General features: G+C 44.0%; 16 protein-coding genes and 1 pseudogene. 8 read left to right on the top strand and 9 right to left on the bottom strand.

Going from position 1 to position 16,905, the window contains the following annotated elements:
- Nucleotides 1–58: 58 nt before the first annotated feature.
- The 6 genes from MASE_RS06550 (at nucleotide 59) to tmpT (ending at nucleotide 7,464) form a co-directional block, all read left to right on the top strand.
- Nucleotides 59–2,401, top strand: a complete 2,343-nt coding sequence (locus MASE_RS06550; RefSeq protein WP_014948960.1) for a fatty acid cis/trans isomerase — start codon at nucleotides 59–61, stop codon at nucleotides 2,399–2,401.
- A 90-nt stretch (nucleotides 2,402–2,491) separates the two neighbouring features.
- Nucleotides 2,492–3,367, top strand: coding sequence for an NAD(+) kinase (gene nadK, locus MASE_RS06545; protein WP_014948959.1), 876 nt, complete (start codon nucleotides 2,492–2,494; stop codon nucleotides 3,365–3,367).
- 259 nt (nucleotides 3,368–3,626) lie between these two features.
- The gene (gene dps, locus MASE_RS06540) at nucleotides 3,627–4,136 is read left to right on the top strand and encodes a DNA starvation/stationary phase protection protein Dps (RefSeq protein WP_014948958.1); all 510 of its coding nucleotides are present in this window, start codon (nucleotides 3,627–3,629) and stop codon (nucleotides 4,134–4,136) included.
- A gap of 402 nt (nucleotides 4,137–4,538) precedes the next feature.
- Entirely contained in the window at nucleotides 4,539–6,224 is a 1,686-nt protein-coding gene (gene recN, locus MASE_RS06535) for a DNA repair protein RecN (RefSeq protein WP_014948957.1), read from the top strand.
- A gap of 124 nt (nucleotides 6,225–6,348) precedes the next feature.
- Entirely contained in the window at nucleotides 6,349–6,705 is a 357-nt protein-coding gene (locus MASE_RS06530) for an outer membrane protein assembly factor BamE (protein WP_012517879.1), read from the top strand.
- A gap of 105 nt (nucleotides 6,706–6,810) precedes the next feature.
- Entirely contained in the window at nucleotides 6,811–7,464 is a 654-nt protein-coding gene (tmpT, locus tag MASE_RS06525; RefSeq protein ID WP_014948956.1) for a thiopurine S-methyltransferase, read from the top strand.
- A gap of 133 nt (nucleotides 7,465–7,597) precedes the next feature.
- Here tmpT and MASE_RS06520 read toward each other — a convergent pair whose 3' ends face one another.
- From MASE_RS06520 to MASE_RS20395, 3 genes are all read right to left on the bottom strand, one after another.
- On the bottom strand, nucleotides 7,598–8,884 hold the full coding sequence (locus MASE_RS06520) for a DUF445 domain-containing protein (protein ID WP_014948955.1): 1,287 nt from the start codon (nucleotides 8,882–8,884) through the stop codon (nucleotides 7,598–7,600).
- A gap of 12 nt (nucleotides 8,885–8,896) precedes the next feature.
- Nucleotides 8,897–9,391 carry an arsenate reductase family protein gene (locus tag MASE_RS06515; protein WP_041693431.1) on the bottom strand — a complete coding sequence of 165 codons (495 nt, stop codon included), beginning with the start codon at nucleotides 9,389–9,391 and terminating at the stop codon, nucleotides 8,897–8,899.
- Nucleotides 9,392–10,014: 623 nt separating this feature from the next.
- Nucleotides 10,015–10,149, bottom strand: coding sequence for a hypothetical protein (locus MASE_RS20395; RefSeq protein WP_269719637.1), 135 nt, complete (start codon nucleotides 10,147–10,149; stop codon nucleotides 10,015–10,017).
- Here MASE_RS20395 and MASE_RS20210 point away from each other — a divergent pair, their 5' ends adjacent.
- Together MASE_RS20210 and MASE_RS06505 are read left to right on the top strand one after the other, a co-directional pair.
- Nucleotides 10,150–10,569, top strand: coding sequence for a hypothetical protein (locus MASE_RS20210; RefSeq protein ID WP_232362819.1), 420 nt, complete (start codon nucleotides 10,150–10,152; stop codon nucleotides 10,567–10,569).
- Between the two features lie 40 nt (nucleotides 10,570–10,609).
- Nucleotides 10,610–11,173 (top strand): sugar O-acetyltransferase, encoded by a 564-nt coding sequence (locus tag MASE_RS06505; RefSeq protein WP_014948951.1) that lies wholly within the window; start codon nucleotides 10,610–10,612, stop codon nucleotides 11,171–11,173.
- A 223-nt stretch (nucleotides 11,174–11,396) separates the two neighbouring features.
- Here MASE_RS06505 and dkgB read toward each other — a convergent pair whose 3' ends face one another.
- The 6 genes and pseudogenes from dkgB to MASE_RS06475 form a co-directional block, all read right to left on the bottom strand.
- Complete coding sequence (dkgB, locus tag MASE_RS06500; RefSeq protein WP_014948950.1) at nucleotides 11,397–12,200, bottom strand: 2,5-didehydrogluconate reductase DkgB; 804 nt, start codon at nucleotides 12,198–12,200, stop codon at nucleotides 11,397–11,399.
- A 228-nt stretch (nucleotides 12,201–12,428) separates the two neighbouring features.
- Nucleotides 12,429–13,325 (bottom strand): 23S rRNA pseudouridine(2605) synthase RluB, encoded by an 897-nt coding sequence (gene rluB, locus MASE_RS06495; RefSeq protein ID WP_014948949.1) that lies wholly within the window; start codon nucleotides 13,323–13,325, stop codon nucleotides 12,429–12,431.
- A gap of 40 nt (nucleotides 13,326–13,365) precedes the next feature.
- A complete protein-coding gene (gene scpB, locus MASE_RS06490; protein ID WP_014948948.1) occupies nucleotides 13,366–13,959 on the bottom strand; it encodes an SMC-Scp complex subunit ScpB in 594 nt (197 codons plus the stop codon).
- Nucleotides 13,946–14,809: a segregation and condensation protein A gene (locus tag MASE_RS06485; protein ID WP_014948947.1), complete on the bottom strand. Its 864-nt coding sequence runs from the start codon at nucleotides 14,807–14,809 to the stop codon at nucleotides 13,946–13,948. Before MASE_RS06485 ends, scpB begins: the two co-directional genes overlap by 14 nt.
- Before the next feature lie 224 nt (nucleotides 14,810–15,033).
- Nucleotides 15,034–15,654, bottom strand: coding sequence for an L-threonylcarbamoyladenylate synthase (locus MASE_RS06480; protein ID WP_014948946.1), 621 nt, complete (start codon nucleotides 15,652–15,654; stop codon nucleotides 15,034–15,036).
- A 226-nt stretch (nucleotides 15,655–15,880) separates the two neighbouring features.
- Nucleotides 15,881–16,736: pseudogene (locus tag MASE_RS06475) on the bottom strand (PHP domain-containing protein).
- Nucleotides 16,737–16,905 lie beyond the last annotated feature (169 nt).

Raw genomic sequence — 16,905 nt, 5'->3', positions numbered from 1 at the left:
AATGAGTGATAAACTGATTAGAACTTTTCTGTGGACTACGATTATGAAGAAACTCGGTATGATTTCGTTGCTGATAGCAATTATCGCTATAGCGATATGGCAATGGCCGAAACCTGACGCTCCTTTACTTTCATCAAACAACGTCATGCCCGCCATGGAGAATTTGCCCGACAATTTCTTTGATACACAAGTAAACCCAGTACTAACGCAGCGCTGTGTTGTCTGCCACGCCTGCTACGATGCGCCATGCCAACTAAAAATGTCATCTCCAGAAGGTATAGCCAGAGGTGCTAACAAAGAAAAAGTCTATGAAGGGACACGACTCACCGCTGCCCAACCCAATAGAATGTTTCTCGACGCCCACAACGTAGACGCATGGCGAGAGCGTGGCTTTTTCGACGTGCTCGAATCGAAAGAAAAACCTAACGCTTCGCCGACCCAATCTTCGGTGCTAGCGCAAATGCTTTTGCTAAAAAAACAGCACCCTTTGCCCAACACCGCTCATTTAGGTGACAATTTCGATATAAGCTTAAATCGACAAAACCAATGCCCAACAATAGATGAAATGGGCGGGTACATAGCAGGCCAGCCCCTGGGAGGCATGCCCTACGCACTGCCAGCCCTGTCGGATGCAGAGCACAATACACTCATTCAGTGGTTAAACCATGGCGCGCCGTTACCTTTACCCAAAGGGCTCTCACAAGAACTGAATGAGAACATAACTGATTTGGAAGTATGGCTTAATGGGGATAGCAACAAGATGCAGCTTTCCGCACGCTATATTTACGAACACTTGTTTACGTCTCACCTCTATTTCGAAGATATTTCAGAAAAAGGTAAAACGCCTCAGTTTTTTAATCTAGTGCGCTCGCGTACACCACCCGGACAAGCGTTAGATATTATTGCTACTCGCAGACCCTTCGACGACCCGGAGGTCGAGCGCGTTTACTATCGTCTACAGCCAGTGCATTCAACTATTGTGAGTAAAACACATCAAGCGTACGCCATTAATAAAACACTGATGGATAAATGGCAATCGTGGTTTGTCGACGCAGAATTTTCTGTAGAAACATTGCCATCATACAAACCCCAAGTGGCGGCCAACCCATTAACGGCCTTTACCTTATTGCCAGTAGAAAGTCGTTATCGATTTATGCTTGAGCGCGCGCAAAACACCATTATGGGTTATATCAAAGGTCCCGTGTGCAGAGGACAAGTCGCTCTTAACGTCATTAACGATCGATTCTGGGTGTTCTTTGTCGACCCAGACATTGCAGCCTCTGAAAAAGTAAATGCTTTTTACGCTTCTCAAAAAGAAAACCTCCACCTTCCCGCTGAAAAAGATAGCTCAGCCCTTGCGGTAAACTGGGTTAAATACGCAAAGCGCCAAGGCGAATATATGCGTGCAAGAACCACCTTTTTGAACAATGAATTCAAAAATGAAGAGCATTTGAGTGTGTCGAGTATATGGGATGGCGACGGCGATAATACCAATGCCAGCTTAACCGTATTTCGTCATTTCGATAATGCCACAGTTGTTAAGGGGATGGTTGGCCAGCCCACTAAAACAGCATGGGTGATTGACTATGCCTTGTTAGAGCGCATTCACTATTTGCTTGTGGCTGGCTTTGATGTTTACGGCAATTATGGCCATCAGTTATTGACCCGTTTGTACATGGATTTCTTGCGCATGGAAGGTGAATCGAACTTCCTTAATCTGCTTCCTCCAACTACCCGCCATGACCTTCTCGACGATTGGTATCAAAACGCAAGCCCTGAACTTACCGATTATTTGGAAGGTGATATCAACAGTTTCGAACAACCTTCTGGCATAGCGTTCGAAACAGATAATCCTCAACAAGAACTTTATCAATTGTTATCGCAATACTTGGCTAAGGTTCAACCGAACGCCTCAACCTACAATAAACGTTTGCTATCAGCTGAACAGTTCGAAGCATTAGAGCGCTTAGATTCACTTCCTGCTCAACAAGCGACCTTGATGCCTGAAACTACCATGATTGTGATTCAAGACGACAAAAACCCAGACAACATTGATGTATTCACTGCCCTTAGAAATAGTGCGCATTACAATGTAAATAGCCTATTTGAAGAAGAGGAAAACCGGGAGCCTTCTAAAGATTCAATCACGCTAGTTCATGGTTTGTTGGGCAGTTACCCTGACGCATTCTGGTATATCAATGCCTCAGAAATAACGTCTTCGATTGAGAAGCTTAAATCTATTAAAAGCGAAGCCGATTACAAAGCCTTGCTCATCGATGTTGGCATGCGCCGAACCAACCCTAACTTTTGGGCGTTTAGTGATAAACTAATGCAATGGTCTAGCGAGCGCTATCCTATTGAAGGCGGTCTTCTCGACTATAATCGGTTAGAAGATCGCTAAACCTTGCGCTGTGTGCCGTTTAACGCTTTTCTTTTGTAAAAAACCTGTGCTAATGTCCAACCATTGGAAATGAAAGGACATTAGCATTCCATGCCCTATCAAACCGTTGCTTTAATTGGAAAACCTCAGCACGCTGCAACCCACGACAGCCTGAACATTCTTGCCGAATATTTATTGGCAAAAGGCTGTAAATTATTGGTTGAGGAAAGTATTGCTGAAGAACTTGAAACCGAAAACTTCAAAAGCTGTAACCTTGTCACTATTGGCAAAGAGGCTGACCTTGCCGTTGTGGTAGGCGGTGACGGCAGCATGCTTGGTGCAGCACGTGTGCTCGCTCGCTTTGACATTCACGTTGTCGGTGTAAACCGCGGAAATCTCGGCTTTTTAACTGATATCCACCCCGATGATATTGTTCAACAACTTGACCTTATCTTTAACGGTGAATGCGTAGTAGAAGAGCGCTTCTTACTTGAAGTAGAAGTTTATCGACACGAAAAGCTTAAAAGTAACAACTCTGCTGTAAACGAAGTGGTACTTCACCACGGAAAAGTTGCCCATATGATGGAATTTGAAATTTACATCGATGAGCAATTTGTATTCAGTCAGCGCAGCGACGGATTAATAGTAGCCACACCTACAGGTTCAACGGCTTACTCTTTATCAGCGGGCGGCCCTATTATTATGCCCAAGCTAGATGCACTTACGTTGGTACCCATGTTTCCTCACACACTGAGCAGCCGTCCAATCGTTGTTGATGCTGACAGTCAGGTATCGATGAAAGTATCAAAGGTTAATAGTGACTCGCTACAAGTGAGTTGCGATAGCCATATTGTTCTGCCGGTGCTACCTGGCGATGAAATTCGAATAAACAAAAGCGTAGACAAACTCCATCTTGTTCACCCTAAGGGCTACAGCTACTTCAATGTACTTCGTAAAAAGTTAGGTTGGGGTAGTAAGCTTTACTAACCTCCCTGCTCCATTTAGTTGATTCCATGTGCATTTATTACATAAGCCTGTAGCATTTTCTTGATTGCTACAGGCTTGAAAAATAAAGATTTTTTAATCTTCTCTAATTTCCTTAACGAAAACCAAGACTTATAGAAATATAAGTTTTCGGCATACCTGTTGCACCTATTACAACAAGTCGTCAGCACAAGGTCTTTGTTATTTGGCCTAAATGATGTTTCGCATCCCGCTGACTTATTTGCATTCAATAGGAGATATCATGAGTAACACCAATATCAAATTTACAGCCCCTGGAATGGATAACGATGCAGCTGCCAAAACAATCAAGGTATTGGATCAGCGATTGGTTGCACTATTAGATTTACAGTTAACGTTGAAGCACATTCACTGGAATGTAGTAGGACCAAATTTTATCGGTGTGCATAAAATGTTGGATCCGCAGGTAGATGCGGTACGCGAAATGACCGACACAATTGCAGAGCGAATTGCCACGTTAGGTGGCGTACCTAAAGGTACACCGAAAGCCATTGTTGAAGGTCGCAGCTGGAACGATTATGAGTTGGGTAAAGGTTTAGTACTTGACCACCTTAAGGCGCTGGATGCCGTATATGACGGTGTAAATGGTGACCATAGAAAAGCGTTAGAGCTTTTAGGTGAAATTGACCCAGTATCGGAAGATATGATCACCGGCCAACTTGCAGATTTAGAACAGTTCCAGTGGTTTGTGCGCGCGCACATTGAGTCTGGCAGCGGTGAGCTACAGCAATAATGTATAATTGCTGGTAAACCACATAGTCATTTGGACTACCTGCTATTTAATTGAAATTGAATTTTAAGGAGAGCTTACGCTCTCCTTTTTGCTATCAGGTTCTCTACTGCGTTGTGGAATTGTTTACCGCTAGCTTTTGAGTTATTCAGCTACTTAGCATTGAGCTAATTTACTACTGTATAACCACTGTAACGAACGCATCTAGCGCAGCCTATTATTAATGGGTTACTCATAACCACTCCTTTTTAAACGCTCTATACAATATTGATTTCTTTAAACTTTTCACAATCCACTTTAATTTTTAAGTAAAATATTTACGACTTAACTTTACACGGAAAAAATACTGTATATATTATCAGTTACTGTATATATCATCATGTTCAACTTTTTTCGAGTGTGGTTATGTTAGCGCATCTTTCTATTTCAAATTTTGCTGTTGTAAAACAATTATCGGTTCAACTGGAAAACGGGTTGACTGCTATAACCGGCGAAACCGGTGCTGGTAAATCCATCGCCATTGATGCTTTAAGTTTGTGCTTAGGCGAGCGCGCCGACGCAAATGCGGTGCGAAAAGGCAGCGCAAAAGCGGAGATCATTGCTCACTTTTCTCTAAACGGCAATGTATTAGCTAAAGCCTTCCTCGATGAACATGAGCTCACCTCAGATGAAGATGAGAATAGCTGCTTTATTCGCAGAGTTATTTCAAAGGAAGGCCGTTCAAAAGCTTTTATCAACGGTATTCCCGCCTCACTTCAGCAGTTAAAAGGCTTAGGCCAGTTTTTGTTGGCCATTCACGGTCAAAATACTCACCTACAGTTGCTGAAAGAAGACCACCAAAGGGAATTAGTTGATGGTTACGCTAAGCACGACGACATATTAGTGCAAGTTAGAGAAACCTACTCTCTTTGGCGTGATAAGCAGCGCACGTTAAAGGCGCTTCAAGAACAAGCCCAGCAGCGCGAAGACAGAATTCAGCTGTTAACTTATCAGGTTCAAGAACTTGATGAATTCGCCATTGAAGAGGGTGAATTTGAAGAGTTAGAAATAGAGCACAAACGCCTGAGTAACGGGCAAAGCCTTTTAGAGCAAGCACAGACCAGCGTATACAATTTATATGAAAGCGATGAAGGCAACGCATTGTCAGTTATACAAAGCAGTATTGAACGTTTAGGCGAACTAGAGGCGCACGACGCTAGTTTAACGCCAATCATTGCAATGCTTAATGATGCAGCAATTCAAGTAGAAGAAGCGGCAGGAGAGCTACGTAGCTACTGCGATCACTTAGAGATCGATCCACTTCGCTTACAGCAAGTTGAGGCGCGCTATGCGAAGGCGATGGAACTTGCCCGTAAACATACTGTGATGCCAGAGGGACTTTATCAGCATCACCAAGAGCTAGCCGCCGAATTCAATGCTTTATCGGAACAGGAAACACTGTTAGGTACGCTTGAAGGCGAAGTAGAAGAAGCACGAGCAACGTATTTAACCGCGACCAAAGCGCTTTCCGAGAGCAGGCAACGTGCTGCTGGTAAGCTAAGCGAAGATATTGAAGTGCAAATTCGCCAAATGAATATGCCCCACGCAAAAGTGGATATTCAGATTCAATACGACGAACTTAAGAAGCCGGTGAGCACAGGTCTAGATACCGTAGAATTTAAAGTGTCTACCAACCCTGGTCAAGATGCAGACAAATTAGAAAAAGTCGTATCAGGTGGTGAACTTTCTCGTATAGGACTGGCTATTCAGGTTATCGCGAGCGGCCATCACGCTACCCCTACTATGATTTTCGATGAAGTCGATACGGGCATTAGCGGCCCAACAGCATCAATCGTTGGCGGGCTTTTACGTAAATTAGGTAAACAATCGCAAGTAATGTGTGTTACCCATCTACCTCAAGTAGCGGCACAGGCACATAATCAATTGTTTGTTACCAAGCTTACCGACGGGGAAAGTACTGAAACCCAGATGTTGGCGCTGACTAAGCAAGACAGGATCGATGAGCTTGCAAGACTGTTAGCCGGTGATAAAGTAACCAAATCGGCGCTAGCGAATGCAAAAGAACTGCTTAAAAGCGCAGCATCGAACTAAAATGCAGTTGATTGGTCATAGTTGTCAATGTAGCATGCCTTCGCGCTTGCAATAAAACAGTCTCGAAATTCGCTTTAGCGAAGTTCATTGACACTAACAAAGGCAATACTGGACAAATTAACGCATGAAGTTGCAACACCTATTAGTAATTCTTGGTATCACACTAACATCAACCGCTTGCTCGAACTGGATTTATCGAATCGACGTTCCTCAAGGAAACTTCCTTGATCAAAGAGATGTGGAAAAGCTGCGCGTTGGAATGACAAAAGAACAAGTTATTTATGTACTAGGTAACCCTGTTGTTCAAGACTCATTCGACGATGACACTTGGTACTACGTTTACGATATGAAGCGCGGTATGAAAAAGCGTGGTGAAGATTTTCAAAAGCAAATGGTGATTAACTTTGTAGACAACAAAGTGACAACGGTTGAAGGTGACTTCGAGTTATCTGAAGACTTCAATACACCGCTTGATAACTAATTTTGTTTAAAAGGTAGCGTTTCTCGCTACCTTTTTTGTTTCTAATACCCTTCATAAAAACGCCTGTTTTTTTAGAGATATATCGCTTACCTACTTGAGGTTTATATGGAACATAGTTTTTGGCACAGTAAATGGCAAAAGAACGAGATTGGATTTCACGAACCTGAAGGGAATGCACTTTTAGTAAAGTATGCGTCTTTTCTGTTTGGCGACGATAGTCCTAGCACATCTTTAAAGCGCATTTTTGTACCACTATGTGGAAAGACCCGTGATATTGGTTGGTTACTGGCTCAAGGTTGTGAAGTGGTTGGTGCTGAGCTAAGCGAAGTGGCTATTATACAGCTGTTTGAAGAGCTAGGTGTAGAGCCTACCGTTACCACTACTTCCAACGGTAAAATTTACGCTAAAGACGGTTTAACCATTTACGTAGGTGATATCTTTAAACTTACATCAAGCGACTTAGGTGACGTTACGGGCATTTATGATAGAGCCGCTTTAGTCGCACTGCCTAGCCCGCTTCGCGAGCAATATGCTGCGCATTTAATGGCCATTACTCAATGCGCTCCCCAGCTAATCATTTCTTTCGAGTATGACCAGAATGAAATGGCCGGCCCTCCCTTTAGCGTAAACGAAAAAACCGTTGACGCTCTTTATTCAGTGGACTACAACATTCAAAGGTTAGAGCGCTCGGTGCTTGAAGGCGGTTTGAAAGGCAAAGTAGACGCTGATAATTTGGTATTTGCACTAACGGCGAAGTAGACTTTTTTAAAATTTGTTGCCAATAGAAAGCGTTGAAATGGTTGCTTTATAGTTTGCGTTTTAGCGCTGATTAACAGCGACACTTAAGCTATTCATACCCACACCAGCTAATGCGACTTGCTTAAATAAATGACTAGAGGCCAAGCAGGGCCTCTATGCCAAACAATATTGCACCTATCAACCCGCCTACGATCGTGCCGTTTATGCGAACTTTTTGAAGATCGCGGCCAATATTCAACTCTACCTGCTCAGCCATTTCACGTTCATCCCAGCTATTGATGGTGTCACGAATGTGACGGGTTAGAAATTCAGCCAACTCAGGCGCCATATATTTAGCCGCTTCTCCAATGTGCTTATTGAACGCTTTTGCTAGCTCACTGTCTTGCGTTAACGTAGTACCCAAATCTTTTAAAAGGCTCGACACCTTTGTTTCTGCTTTACCATTTTGCTGTTCAAGAGACGTTAAAAGCCATTGATGAAACTTGGCCCATGATTGCTGAACATACGCGTTTAACGCTGGGTCATTAGTAATTTTTTCCCGATAGCTGTTTACCTTTTTCTCCATTAACGGGCTGTGCTGTAGTTCGTAAAGAAATTCGTGTACTTGCTCATCAAATGCATGGCGAATGGGGTGATGCTCATCTTCGTATACATCTTCCAAAATACTTGAAACCGCTTTAACAGCAATGAGTGCCCCCTGCTCGCTTAGCCAACTAGACGGCAATAGCTTTTCAATACGACTGTATTCGGTTTTTAGCCAGACTACTAACGTATCTGCTATGTAGATTTGTGTTTCAGGCTCTGCAAGCAGTGAGGCCAATTTCCCTAACACCCTATCAAGCACTACCTGATGCTGGCGCTCTTTCGTAACGGCGCTTAACGAGGTTGCCATCAATTGCCTAAGATCAAGTTGGTTAATGCCCTTCTGTGCGGTTTTAGCGATAAACGCTTTCACAGGTTTGTCATCGAGCACACGCAGAACGCCTGCAAAAGCATCGCATAGAAAGCGACTTAAACGGGAAGCGTTTCTATCCTGTGACAACCACCTTCCCGCGCCCTTAGCAGGGTCGCTGTCCCGAATTAGCTTCTCTATTGCTTCAGGATGAAAGAACTTTTCCTTAACGAACAATGACAGGTTATTAGCAATAACAGACTTGTTACTAGCCACGATATTGGTGTGCGGAATGGGGTACTTCGCTGGAATTGGCTTAAATAATGCTGTCACTGCAAACCAGTCAGCTAGACCACCGATGAGCGCCGCCTCACTGGCCATCTTAATAAGCCCCAACCACCATGCTCCTTGCAAGTTTGGATAAAACTTGGGAAGTAAAACCGTTAAAACAAATACACTTGCGGCAAAAATCAAACAGGCCAATGCAAGCCTTTTAGCCTTATTTAATTGCGTGTACTTGTCCTGCATAAACTACTCCGTTTAAATTACTCGTTTACCATCTTGGTCTATAAGTGGTGTGCCGTCTTCTTTAGCAAAAGGGCCTTGTGGCCATACAGGCAAAATATCCAGTACAGCTTCACTTGGCCGGCATAATTTCACTGTTTCTTTTGCGTTATTCGAATAGGAATTACCTTCAACTCTCCCAAGAGGTAAAGAAACTGCTTTTTCGTGTTCACCTTCGGGAATGCAAACAATAGGCCTATTCACTAAAACGGGATGTTCCAGCATCAATTCAAAGATGATTTCGTTACTCACTGTTTCATCAAGTAACCCTAATTCAGCAGCAGGCGACTTTGTTGTGCGAAGCGCTTGTCGAGGGTTAAGGTTAGCCGCATTCAACAAATAAGTTAGTTGTTCACGTTCCCACCCAACACGTAAATACTCAATAACCTGCACCTCATACCCAGAGGCCTTGATCACCGCCAGTACATTCCTAGACGTGCCGCACTCTGGGTTGTGATAAATCTTTATCATCGCCACCTAACCTCACTAAAAAGTAAAAACCACATATACCAACATACTATTAAAATTCGAGGACAGACACTCGCATAGGCTAAAACCTTGCCTGTACTCGTTGGACACACACTCAAATAGCTACCTGTACTTCTCGGACACACACTCAAAAAAGCAGCTTGTAACCAAAAAGATGTATTCACATTGAGTGTCTGTCCATTTCTTTAAATAATTTCTTCAAGCGAGTGTCTGTCCCCTTCTGAGCTCCCTTCTGAGCTTAGGGCCATGTGGTGCAGAATGGTCAAATTCGCCATCCGATGGCAGATGAAACTATAAAATTAGTCATTACACTATTAAGGCAGTCTCCCCCTTTAGCATGTTAAACCAACCTTTTGATTTTAAATGCTTTTTAAGAGTGGCATGATACGTGATATGTATTTTATAAATGCACAACAAAATTTGTGTTTGATATCAATACCGTTAAAGCGTGTTATTAAGTATTTATGAAACAATCAAGGATATAAGAATATGAAAAAGTCTATTATTGCTAGTGCAGCTATGTTGCTTTCAGCCTCTTTGCTTACTGGCTGCGTTATCCATGTTGGCGACGCTAGCGCATTAGAAGGCAGCGATTCAGTTCTATTCTAGGCAATATTGACATAGCTGAAGGGAAACACGCTGGTGATATTTCTTCTGTTAATGGCAATGTGGAAATTAGCGATCATGGTGGCGCGGATGAAGTCAGCATCGTTAACGGCAATCTTGAAATGGGTAGCCATGTGTCTGTCCGAAATATCGATATTGTAAATGGCGATGTAAGCGCAGCTTCACACCTCAATGTACTTAAGGGTGTAGAGACCGTGAATGGAAATGTTACGCTTCCTACGCAAAGTGCAATTGGCGGTAGCGTTGAAACAGTGAATGGAGACATAACAGCCGTTGATACAACCATTGAAAAACACATCAAAACACTCAACGGCGATATTACTTTATCTGGCTCTTCTCACGTTTTAGGCGATATCGTATATAAGGAAAGTGAAAGCGCTTGGGGCAAGAAATCAGACAACAAACCTACCCTATCGATTAGTGCATCGGTTACTGTAGACGGCAACATTGTTTTGCACCGTCCTGTTAACTTAGACATTGAAAGCGATGAACTAAAACAAAAAGTCATTGTAAGCTACGGCAGTGCACAGTAACGTATTGGCTTAATCATTTAAGCTTACCTACTGGAAATGCATGACTGAACAAGAAAAGATGCTTGCTGGCGATTTATACTTTCCGTCAGACAAAACATTATCGGCATTGCGCAAGCAATGCCGTATGCAATTAGACGAGCTCAACACAACTTGTCAAAGTGACCACAAAAAGCGTACAAAACTACTAAAAGAGCTGTTTGGTAGTACTGGAAAAAGGCTTTACATCGAGTCATCATTCAAATGTGATTACGGCGAAAATATTCACGTAGGCGAAAATTTTTTCGCTAACTTCAATTGTGTGATTTTAGATGCAGCGAAGGTCACGATAGGTGATAACTGCATGATTGCGCCTCAAGTCGGCTTGTACACCGCTACGCACCCATTAGATCCTGTACAAAGGGCAACCGGCATCGAGTTCGCCAAGCCCATTACTATTGGCGATAATTGCTGGATTGGTGGTATGGCGGTCATAAACCCTGGCGTAACGTTGGGAGACAATGTGGTTGTGGCCTCTGGCGCGGTGGTAACTAAGTCTTTTGGCGACAATGTGGTCATAGGTGGTAACCCTGCCAAAGTCATCAAAGAAATAGAGCAAGCCGAATAGAGCATGTGATGTTTTCGGTATCACATGCCTTAAAAAACACCTTTACACGAGTCCATTCCAAGTCACATCTATCGATTTAATCTGAACCGGTAATTCAAAGACTCTTCAGGGGCCGCCATTAGTACCTCAAAGGCGGCCCCTGATTTTAGCCCTGTACACAGAGCTAGGTAAAATTAAACGCTATCCCGTTAGTAGTCTAAAGACAAACGCTCTCTACAAATCGTTAATCCCAGTCTGGAGCAAAATCCGGGTTTACAATTCGGTCGCCGTTATCAAGATCATCAATAAGCGCGAGCTCTGAATCAGTTAAGTGTACACCACCGTAAGCTAAATTCTCCGCCAAGTGTACTTTACTGGTTGATGAAGGGATTGCGTAAATGTGACGTTTCTCCATCCACGCCAGAACAACTTGCGCCGGCGTCGCATCGTGGTTTTGTGCTATTCGCAATAACGTTTCGTCCTTCATTACTTTTCCTACCGCAAATGGCATATATGCAGTCGCTTTTATGCCTTTTTCCTTACACGCTTCAACAACTTTCTTATTTTGCATGAAAGGATGGATTTCAATTTGGTTGGTGTAAATCTCGCCTTTACCAAGAACCTTTTCGGCCTTATCTAACAAATCAATAGTGAAATTAGACACCCCAATATGACGAGTAAGCCCTTGCTCTTTCGCCTTTGCAAGATTGCCTAAGTAACTTTCGAGTGAAATATCATTGCCAGGATATGGCCAATGGATAAGAAGCAAATCAACATATTCTAGCTTCAGCTTTTCTAAGCTTTCGTGAACACTTGGAATAAAATGGGTATCGCCCAATGACTCGTGCCACACCTTGGTGGTGACAAACAGTTCGCTTCTATCAAGGCCGCTGGTTTTTATGGCATCGCCAACTTGTGCTTCGTTGTCATAAAATTGTGCGGTATCAATGTGTCTGAAACCAACCTCTAGCGCTTTACTGACTGACTCACGGGCCTCGTCACCTTTCAATCGAAACGTTCCCATTCCTAACTGAGGCATATCTTTCATTACTATCTCCTTTTCCGTTTTGGTCTTACCCTACTTGACGTAGCAGCTTCACACTTTGCTACGCCATCGCTTAGAAAGAAGATCGTAATCATCGTGACTGAAATCAGAATTAAATGGGGGACAAACCTAGTGATTAAGTTGAAGAATGCACGTCACTGAAATAAAAAAGCCGCTAGCGAACGCTTGCGGCTTTGAGTAATCACTTACACGTCAAGAATAAATTAACTATTACTTACGTTTGGCGGGACGCCCAGCTCGTTTATTTAAGCCTTGTTGCTTACGCACTTTATGCTTTTTAACCGAGCGACGCATGCGACTTAAACGCGCGTGGTCAAGTTTGCCCTGGCGCACATTAACCATAGTTTGCGTTTCATCCGGCAGTTGAACATGGCTACGAAGCGCGTTCACGTCTTCTAATCCTAGTTCTACCCACGCACCTTGGGGTAGACGCTTTTGCAATTCAATTGGGCCATACTTAACACGGATCAAACGGCTTACCTGCACGCCTTGCGACTCCCAAAGACGACGCACTTCGCGGTTACGCCCTTCTTTCAACGTTACGTTGTACCAACGGTTCATGCTTTCATCTTCAGCATGCTGCGGCGTAGGCGCACCTGAAATTGTCAGGAACTTTGCTTCGCCGTCTTCCAGCTCTACACCTTTTTGAAGGGTATGTAGTGTTTTGCCTGTTACCTCACCGAATACACGTACTGCGTATTCGCGTTCTACTTCGCACTTAGGGTGCATTAGGCGGTTGGCTAATTCACCATCGTTAGTGAATAACAGCAGGCCACTGGTGTTCATGTCTAGACGACCAACGGTGATCCAGCGCCCTAGTCGAATAGCGGGTAGACGGTCAAATACCGTATCGCGACCTTCAGGGTCGTGACGGCTACACAATTCACCTTCGGGTTTGTTGTACATCAACACTCGGCAAATTGGCTGTTCTGTTTGACGAGATAGCAAATGACCATCAACACGGATTTGTGCGGTGTGGTCGACTCTATCTCCTAATGTTGCTTTGGTGCCATCGACCGATACTCGGCCTTCTTCAATCCAACGTTCCATTTCTCGTCGCGAGCCTAGCCCTTGGTTAGCCAGTACTTTTTGCAACTTTTCAGTCATGGGTTTTCACTCTTTAATTGCTTGTTTACGGTCGCACGGTCTATTCAGACGGTGCCTCATTTAACACCTTAAGCGGCGAGTCTGACGCAACGCTTTCAGCCATGTTTTCGAAAGCATCAGCATTGGGCAAATCGCTCAACGACGTCATCGAAAAATAGTCTAAGAAGCCTTTGGTAGTTGCATAAAGTGCTGGTCGCCCAGGCACTTCTTTGTGGCCTACTACCTTTACCCAGTCTCGTTCTGTGAGTGTCTTTATAATATTACTGCTTACCGCCACGCCCCTTACCTGCTCTATTTCTCCGCGGGTTATAGGTTGACGATAGGCAATGAGTGCCAAGGTTTCGAGCATTGCTCTAGAATACTTTGGCGCATTTTCCTGCCACAATTTGCTTAACCACGGGCTTAACGCATCTAACGATTGAAAGCGATAGCCACTTGCTACTTCCACCAATTGAATGCCTCTTGGCTGATAGTCTAACTTTAGCTCGTTAATCACCTTACTCAAGGTTCTATCAGCGACGGTAAACTCATTGAGTACCGTTTCTTTTAAATGCTGCTTTGAAATAGGTTTATCAGCAACAAATATTGCTGCCTCTACCAATTGTTTAAGCTGCGCCGTGTTAATTTTCTTCATGGGCACCTAATTTTACATGAATTTTTGCATAAGGACCTGCCTGAATGCATAAAATTAGCTGTTCTTTTACTAATTCTAAAATTGCTAAGAAGCAAACCACTACCCCAGCTTTACCTTCTTCAACCGTAAATAGGCGTTCAAGTGGCGTATATTCTGTTGTTGTGAGTAACGACAAAATGAGCGACATGCGCTCTCGCGTGCTCAGTGCTTCCCGTGCAATGGTATGGTGTTCAAACGCTTCAGCGCGCTTCATGGCCGCACTGAACGCCAATACAATTTCAGCTAAAGACACATCGGGCTCAATGCGAATTGGCGCCACATTCTCACTTAGTTCAACGTGAGTGGTGAAAATATCCCGTTCAAGTCTAGGCTGAATATCTAAATCTTCTGCCGCTTGCTTTACTAGCTCGTATTCTTTTAATCGGCGAATAAGCTCTGCTCGAGGGTCTTCTTCTTCGTCGGAATCGTCACTGCGTTTAGGAAGTAGAAGCCTGGACTTAATTTCCGCCAATATGGCTGCCATCAGCAAGTACTCTGCCGCCAGCTCTAATTTTAGCGACATCATGGCATCCACATACTCCATATACTGCTTGGTAACATCAGCGATGGGCAGTGTGGTGATATCAAACTTTTGTTTTCTAATCAGATAAAGTAGTAAGTCGAGCGGCCCTTCGAAGGTTTCTAATATGACCTCTAGGGCATCGGGGGGAATGAAGAGATCTTCAGGCTTTTCAATTAGCGCTTCGCCATTAATAAACGCAAGTGGCAACGGCTGCTGAACAGGTGTCAAAAGCCCCTTCTCAACAGAGGCATCATTATCGTTATTATTTTCTTCAACAAGCTCTGACACAGTTCCACAACCGTTTTTACGCGCTAACAAAGCGGCGATTATTGATATTATTATTTACGCGTTCACGCGAGAACTTGCAGCGCTTCGCTGCAAACCGAAGCGCTACAGGCCCTCGCAACATAGCTTACGGTTTCCTACTATAACTCCCACCTGCAACTAGCAAAAGAAGCTATTTAAAATAACCTATTTAAAACAGTCTCTTCAAAAAGCCAGCCTAACGAAAGTTACTCAAAGGGAGACGGATCGCCCGTGCCATGTCGCACAATTACTGGTGTGTCTTCCGACAAATCAACCACGGTAGTGGGCTGCTCACCAATGTAACCACCGTGAATAATAAGCCCTACTTGCTTTTCTAAGTTGTCGCGAATGACATCTGGGTCTGATTCGGCCATGGTGTTACCTGGCAAAATCAAAGACGTTGACATCAACGGCTCGCCCAGCTCTTCCAATAATGCAAGTGCAATGGCGTTATCGGGCACGCGAATACCTATGGTTTTACGTTTAGGATTTTGCAAACGCTTTGGTACTTCGCGGGTCGCTTTCAACACGAAGGTGTAACGCCCTGGTGTGTTGTTCTTAATTTGCCTGAACGCCGTGTTGTCTACCTTTGCGTAAATTGATAGCTCAGACATGTCTCGACACATTAAGGTAAAGTTGTGATCTTTATCGATTTGACGAATACGACACAACTGCTCAAGCGCCTTTTTGTCTTCCATTTGGCAACCTATGGCGTAGCCTGAGTCTGTCGGATACACCACCACTGCTCCCTCTCGAATTAACTCACAAGCCTGACTAATTAGGCGCTTTTGCGGGTTGTCGGGGTGCACATAGAAAAATTGACTCATAATTACTTCCTTTTCTTAAACGCGCAGAACGATACTACTTTGCCAACGAGGTAAGTGTCTGTCCACTCGTAAAGCTTGCTGGTTAAGCTCGTGGGTAAAACTCGTTTTTAAGCTTTTTACCAACCAACTCTCGGCATTTTAATTAGCTTTAGCGCTCATCAACCGTACGTGAACCATTTGCCTTACCTTGCCCATTTATACCGAGAGCGTTGCAAATTAGATTTCCTTAGCTCTCGGCCACCTGCCCTTCAAATTGTTTCCAATTATGCCATACGGGTGTGAGCTTACTGCTAATGCCGAGGTTCTTACCCAGCTCAGTCCAACGAGACGGAAAGTGAAAATCAGAGCCCGCCGATGCTAGTAACTGATGGGTTTGTGCAAGCTCATTAATAAGCTCTTGTTTGGTTTTATTGATACCTGGAAATGCGGTTTCAATGGCGTCGCCACCGGCTTGTTCGAACAATGCCACCAAGCGCCGTAGCCACTTCGCTGTCATATCATAATGAGCAGGATGAGCCAGTACAGCTTGTCCACCTGCATCGTGGATCCACTCGATAGCCGTTTCGATGCTTGGCCACTCTGCTTTAACTGCAGCTCGTTTGCCTTTGCCAAGATACTTTTTAAACGCGGCGTCCATACTTGGCACACCGTAGTTATTTACTAATACGCGCGCAAAGTGCGCCCGTGTCACCTGGCCAACGCCCGCTAGCGCTTTTGCTCGCGTTAGAACACCTTCAAACCCACACTTTTCGAGCTTATCAGCAATTTTTTCAGCTCGAGCTTCTCGGGTTTGAGACTGGCCTTGCAGCCGATGATGAAACGCCTTGAATCGGCGTAACAGGGAATCCAACTACATGGATATCGAAACTGTGCCAAGTGGTGGAAATTTCAACACCATCAATAATGGTTAATGCACGTTTTTGCTTCGATTGAGTAGCATGTGCTTCTTCCAAACCGGCTACGGTATCGTGGTCGGTAACGGCAAGCGCATCCACCTGCATGGTGTGCGCGCGAAGGATTAATTCTTCTGGCGTTAGGTGGCCATCAGAGAATTTTGTATGACTGTGTAGATCTATTTTCAATGTCTTATGCAAATTTTAGGTTGACACAAACGGCAATTTGTTTTCTTCTATACACACAAAGTATACGTACTAACCGCTTCAAATCCTATTGAAGTTTGGAAAAACAACGAGTAATTCATGCATTCATACAATATTTCAACAGCAATGACAGTTGCAGCTTGGTGGTGGC

Origin of the sequence: Alteromonas macleodii ATCC 27126 (genome assembly GCF_000172635.2) — a bacterium.
In the GTDB taxonomy this organism is placed as follows: Bacteria; Pseudomonadota; Gammaproteobacteria; order Enterobacterales; family Alteromonadaceae; genus Alteromonas; species Alteromonas macleodii.
Note: the sequence above shows the minus strand (reverse complement) of the source record. Positions and strands in the feature narration are given on the sequence as shown.

Coding starts and splice junctions, on each gene's coding strand:
- rluB (WP_014948949.1), bottom strand. CDS start 13,325: ATGACTGAAAAGTTGCAAAAAGTACTGGCTAACCAAGGGCTAGGCTCG.
- MASE_RS06520 (WP_014948955.1), bottom strand. CDS start 8,884: ATGCAGGACAAGTACACGCAATTAAATAAGGCTAAAAGGCTTGCATTG.
- nadK (WP_014948959.1), top strand. CDS start 2,492: ATGCCCTATCAAACCGTTGCTTTAATTGGAAAACCTCAGCACGCTGCA.
- dkgB (WP_014948950.1), bottom strand. CDS start 12,200: ATGAAAGATATGCCTCAGTTAGGAATGGGAACGTTTCGATTGAAAGGT.
- scpB (WP_014948948.1), bottom strand. CDS start 13,959: ATGAAGAAAATTAACACGGCGCAGCTTAAACAATTGGTAGAGGCAGCA.
- dps (WP_014948958.1), top strand. CDS start 3,627: ATGAGTAACACCAATATCAAATTTACAGCCCCTGGAATGGATAACGAT.
- MASE_RS06530 (WP_012517879.1), top strand. CDS start 6,349: ATGAAGTTGCAACACCTATTAGTAATTCTTGGTATCACACTAACATCA.
- MASE_RS06515 (WP_041693431.1), bottom strand. CDS start 9,391: ATGATAAAGATTTATCACAACCCAGAGTGCGGCACGTCTAGGAATGTA.
- MASE_RS06480 (WP_014948946.1), bottom strand. CDS start 15,654: ATGAGTCAATTTTTCTATGTGCACCCCGACAACCCGCAAAAGCGCCTA.
- MASE_RS06550 (WP_014948960.1), top strand. CDS start 59: ATGATTTCGTTGCTGATAGCAATTATCGCTATAGCGATATGGCAATGG.
- tmpT (WP_014948956.1), top strand. CDS start 6,811: ATGGAACATAGTTTTTGGCACAGTAAATGGCAAAAGAACGAGATTGGA.
- MASE_RS20395 (WP_269719637.1), bottom strand. CDS start 10,149: ATGGCTACCCATTTCAAGATTGCCGTTAACGATGCTGACTTCATCCGC.
- MASE_RS06505 (WP_014948951.1), top strand. CDS start 10,610: ATGACTGAACAAGAAAAGATGCTTGCTGGCGATTTATACTTTCCGTCA.
- recN (WP_014948957.1), top strand. CDS start 4,539: ATGTTAGCGCATCTTTCTATTTCAAATTTTGCTGTTGTAAAACAATTA.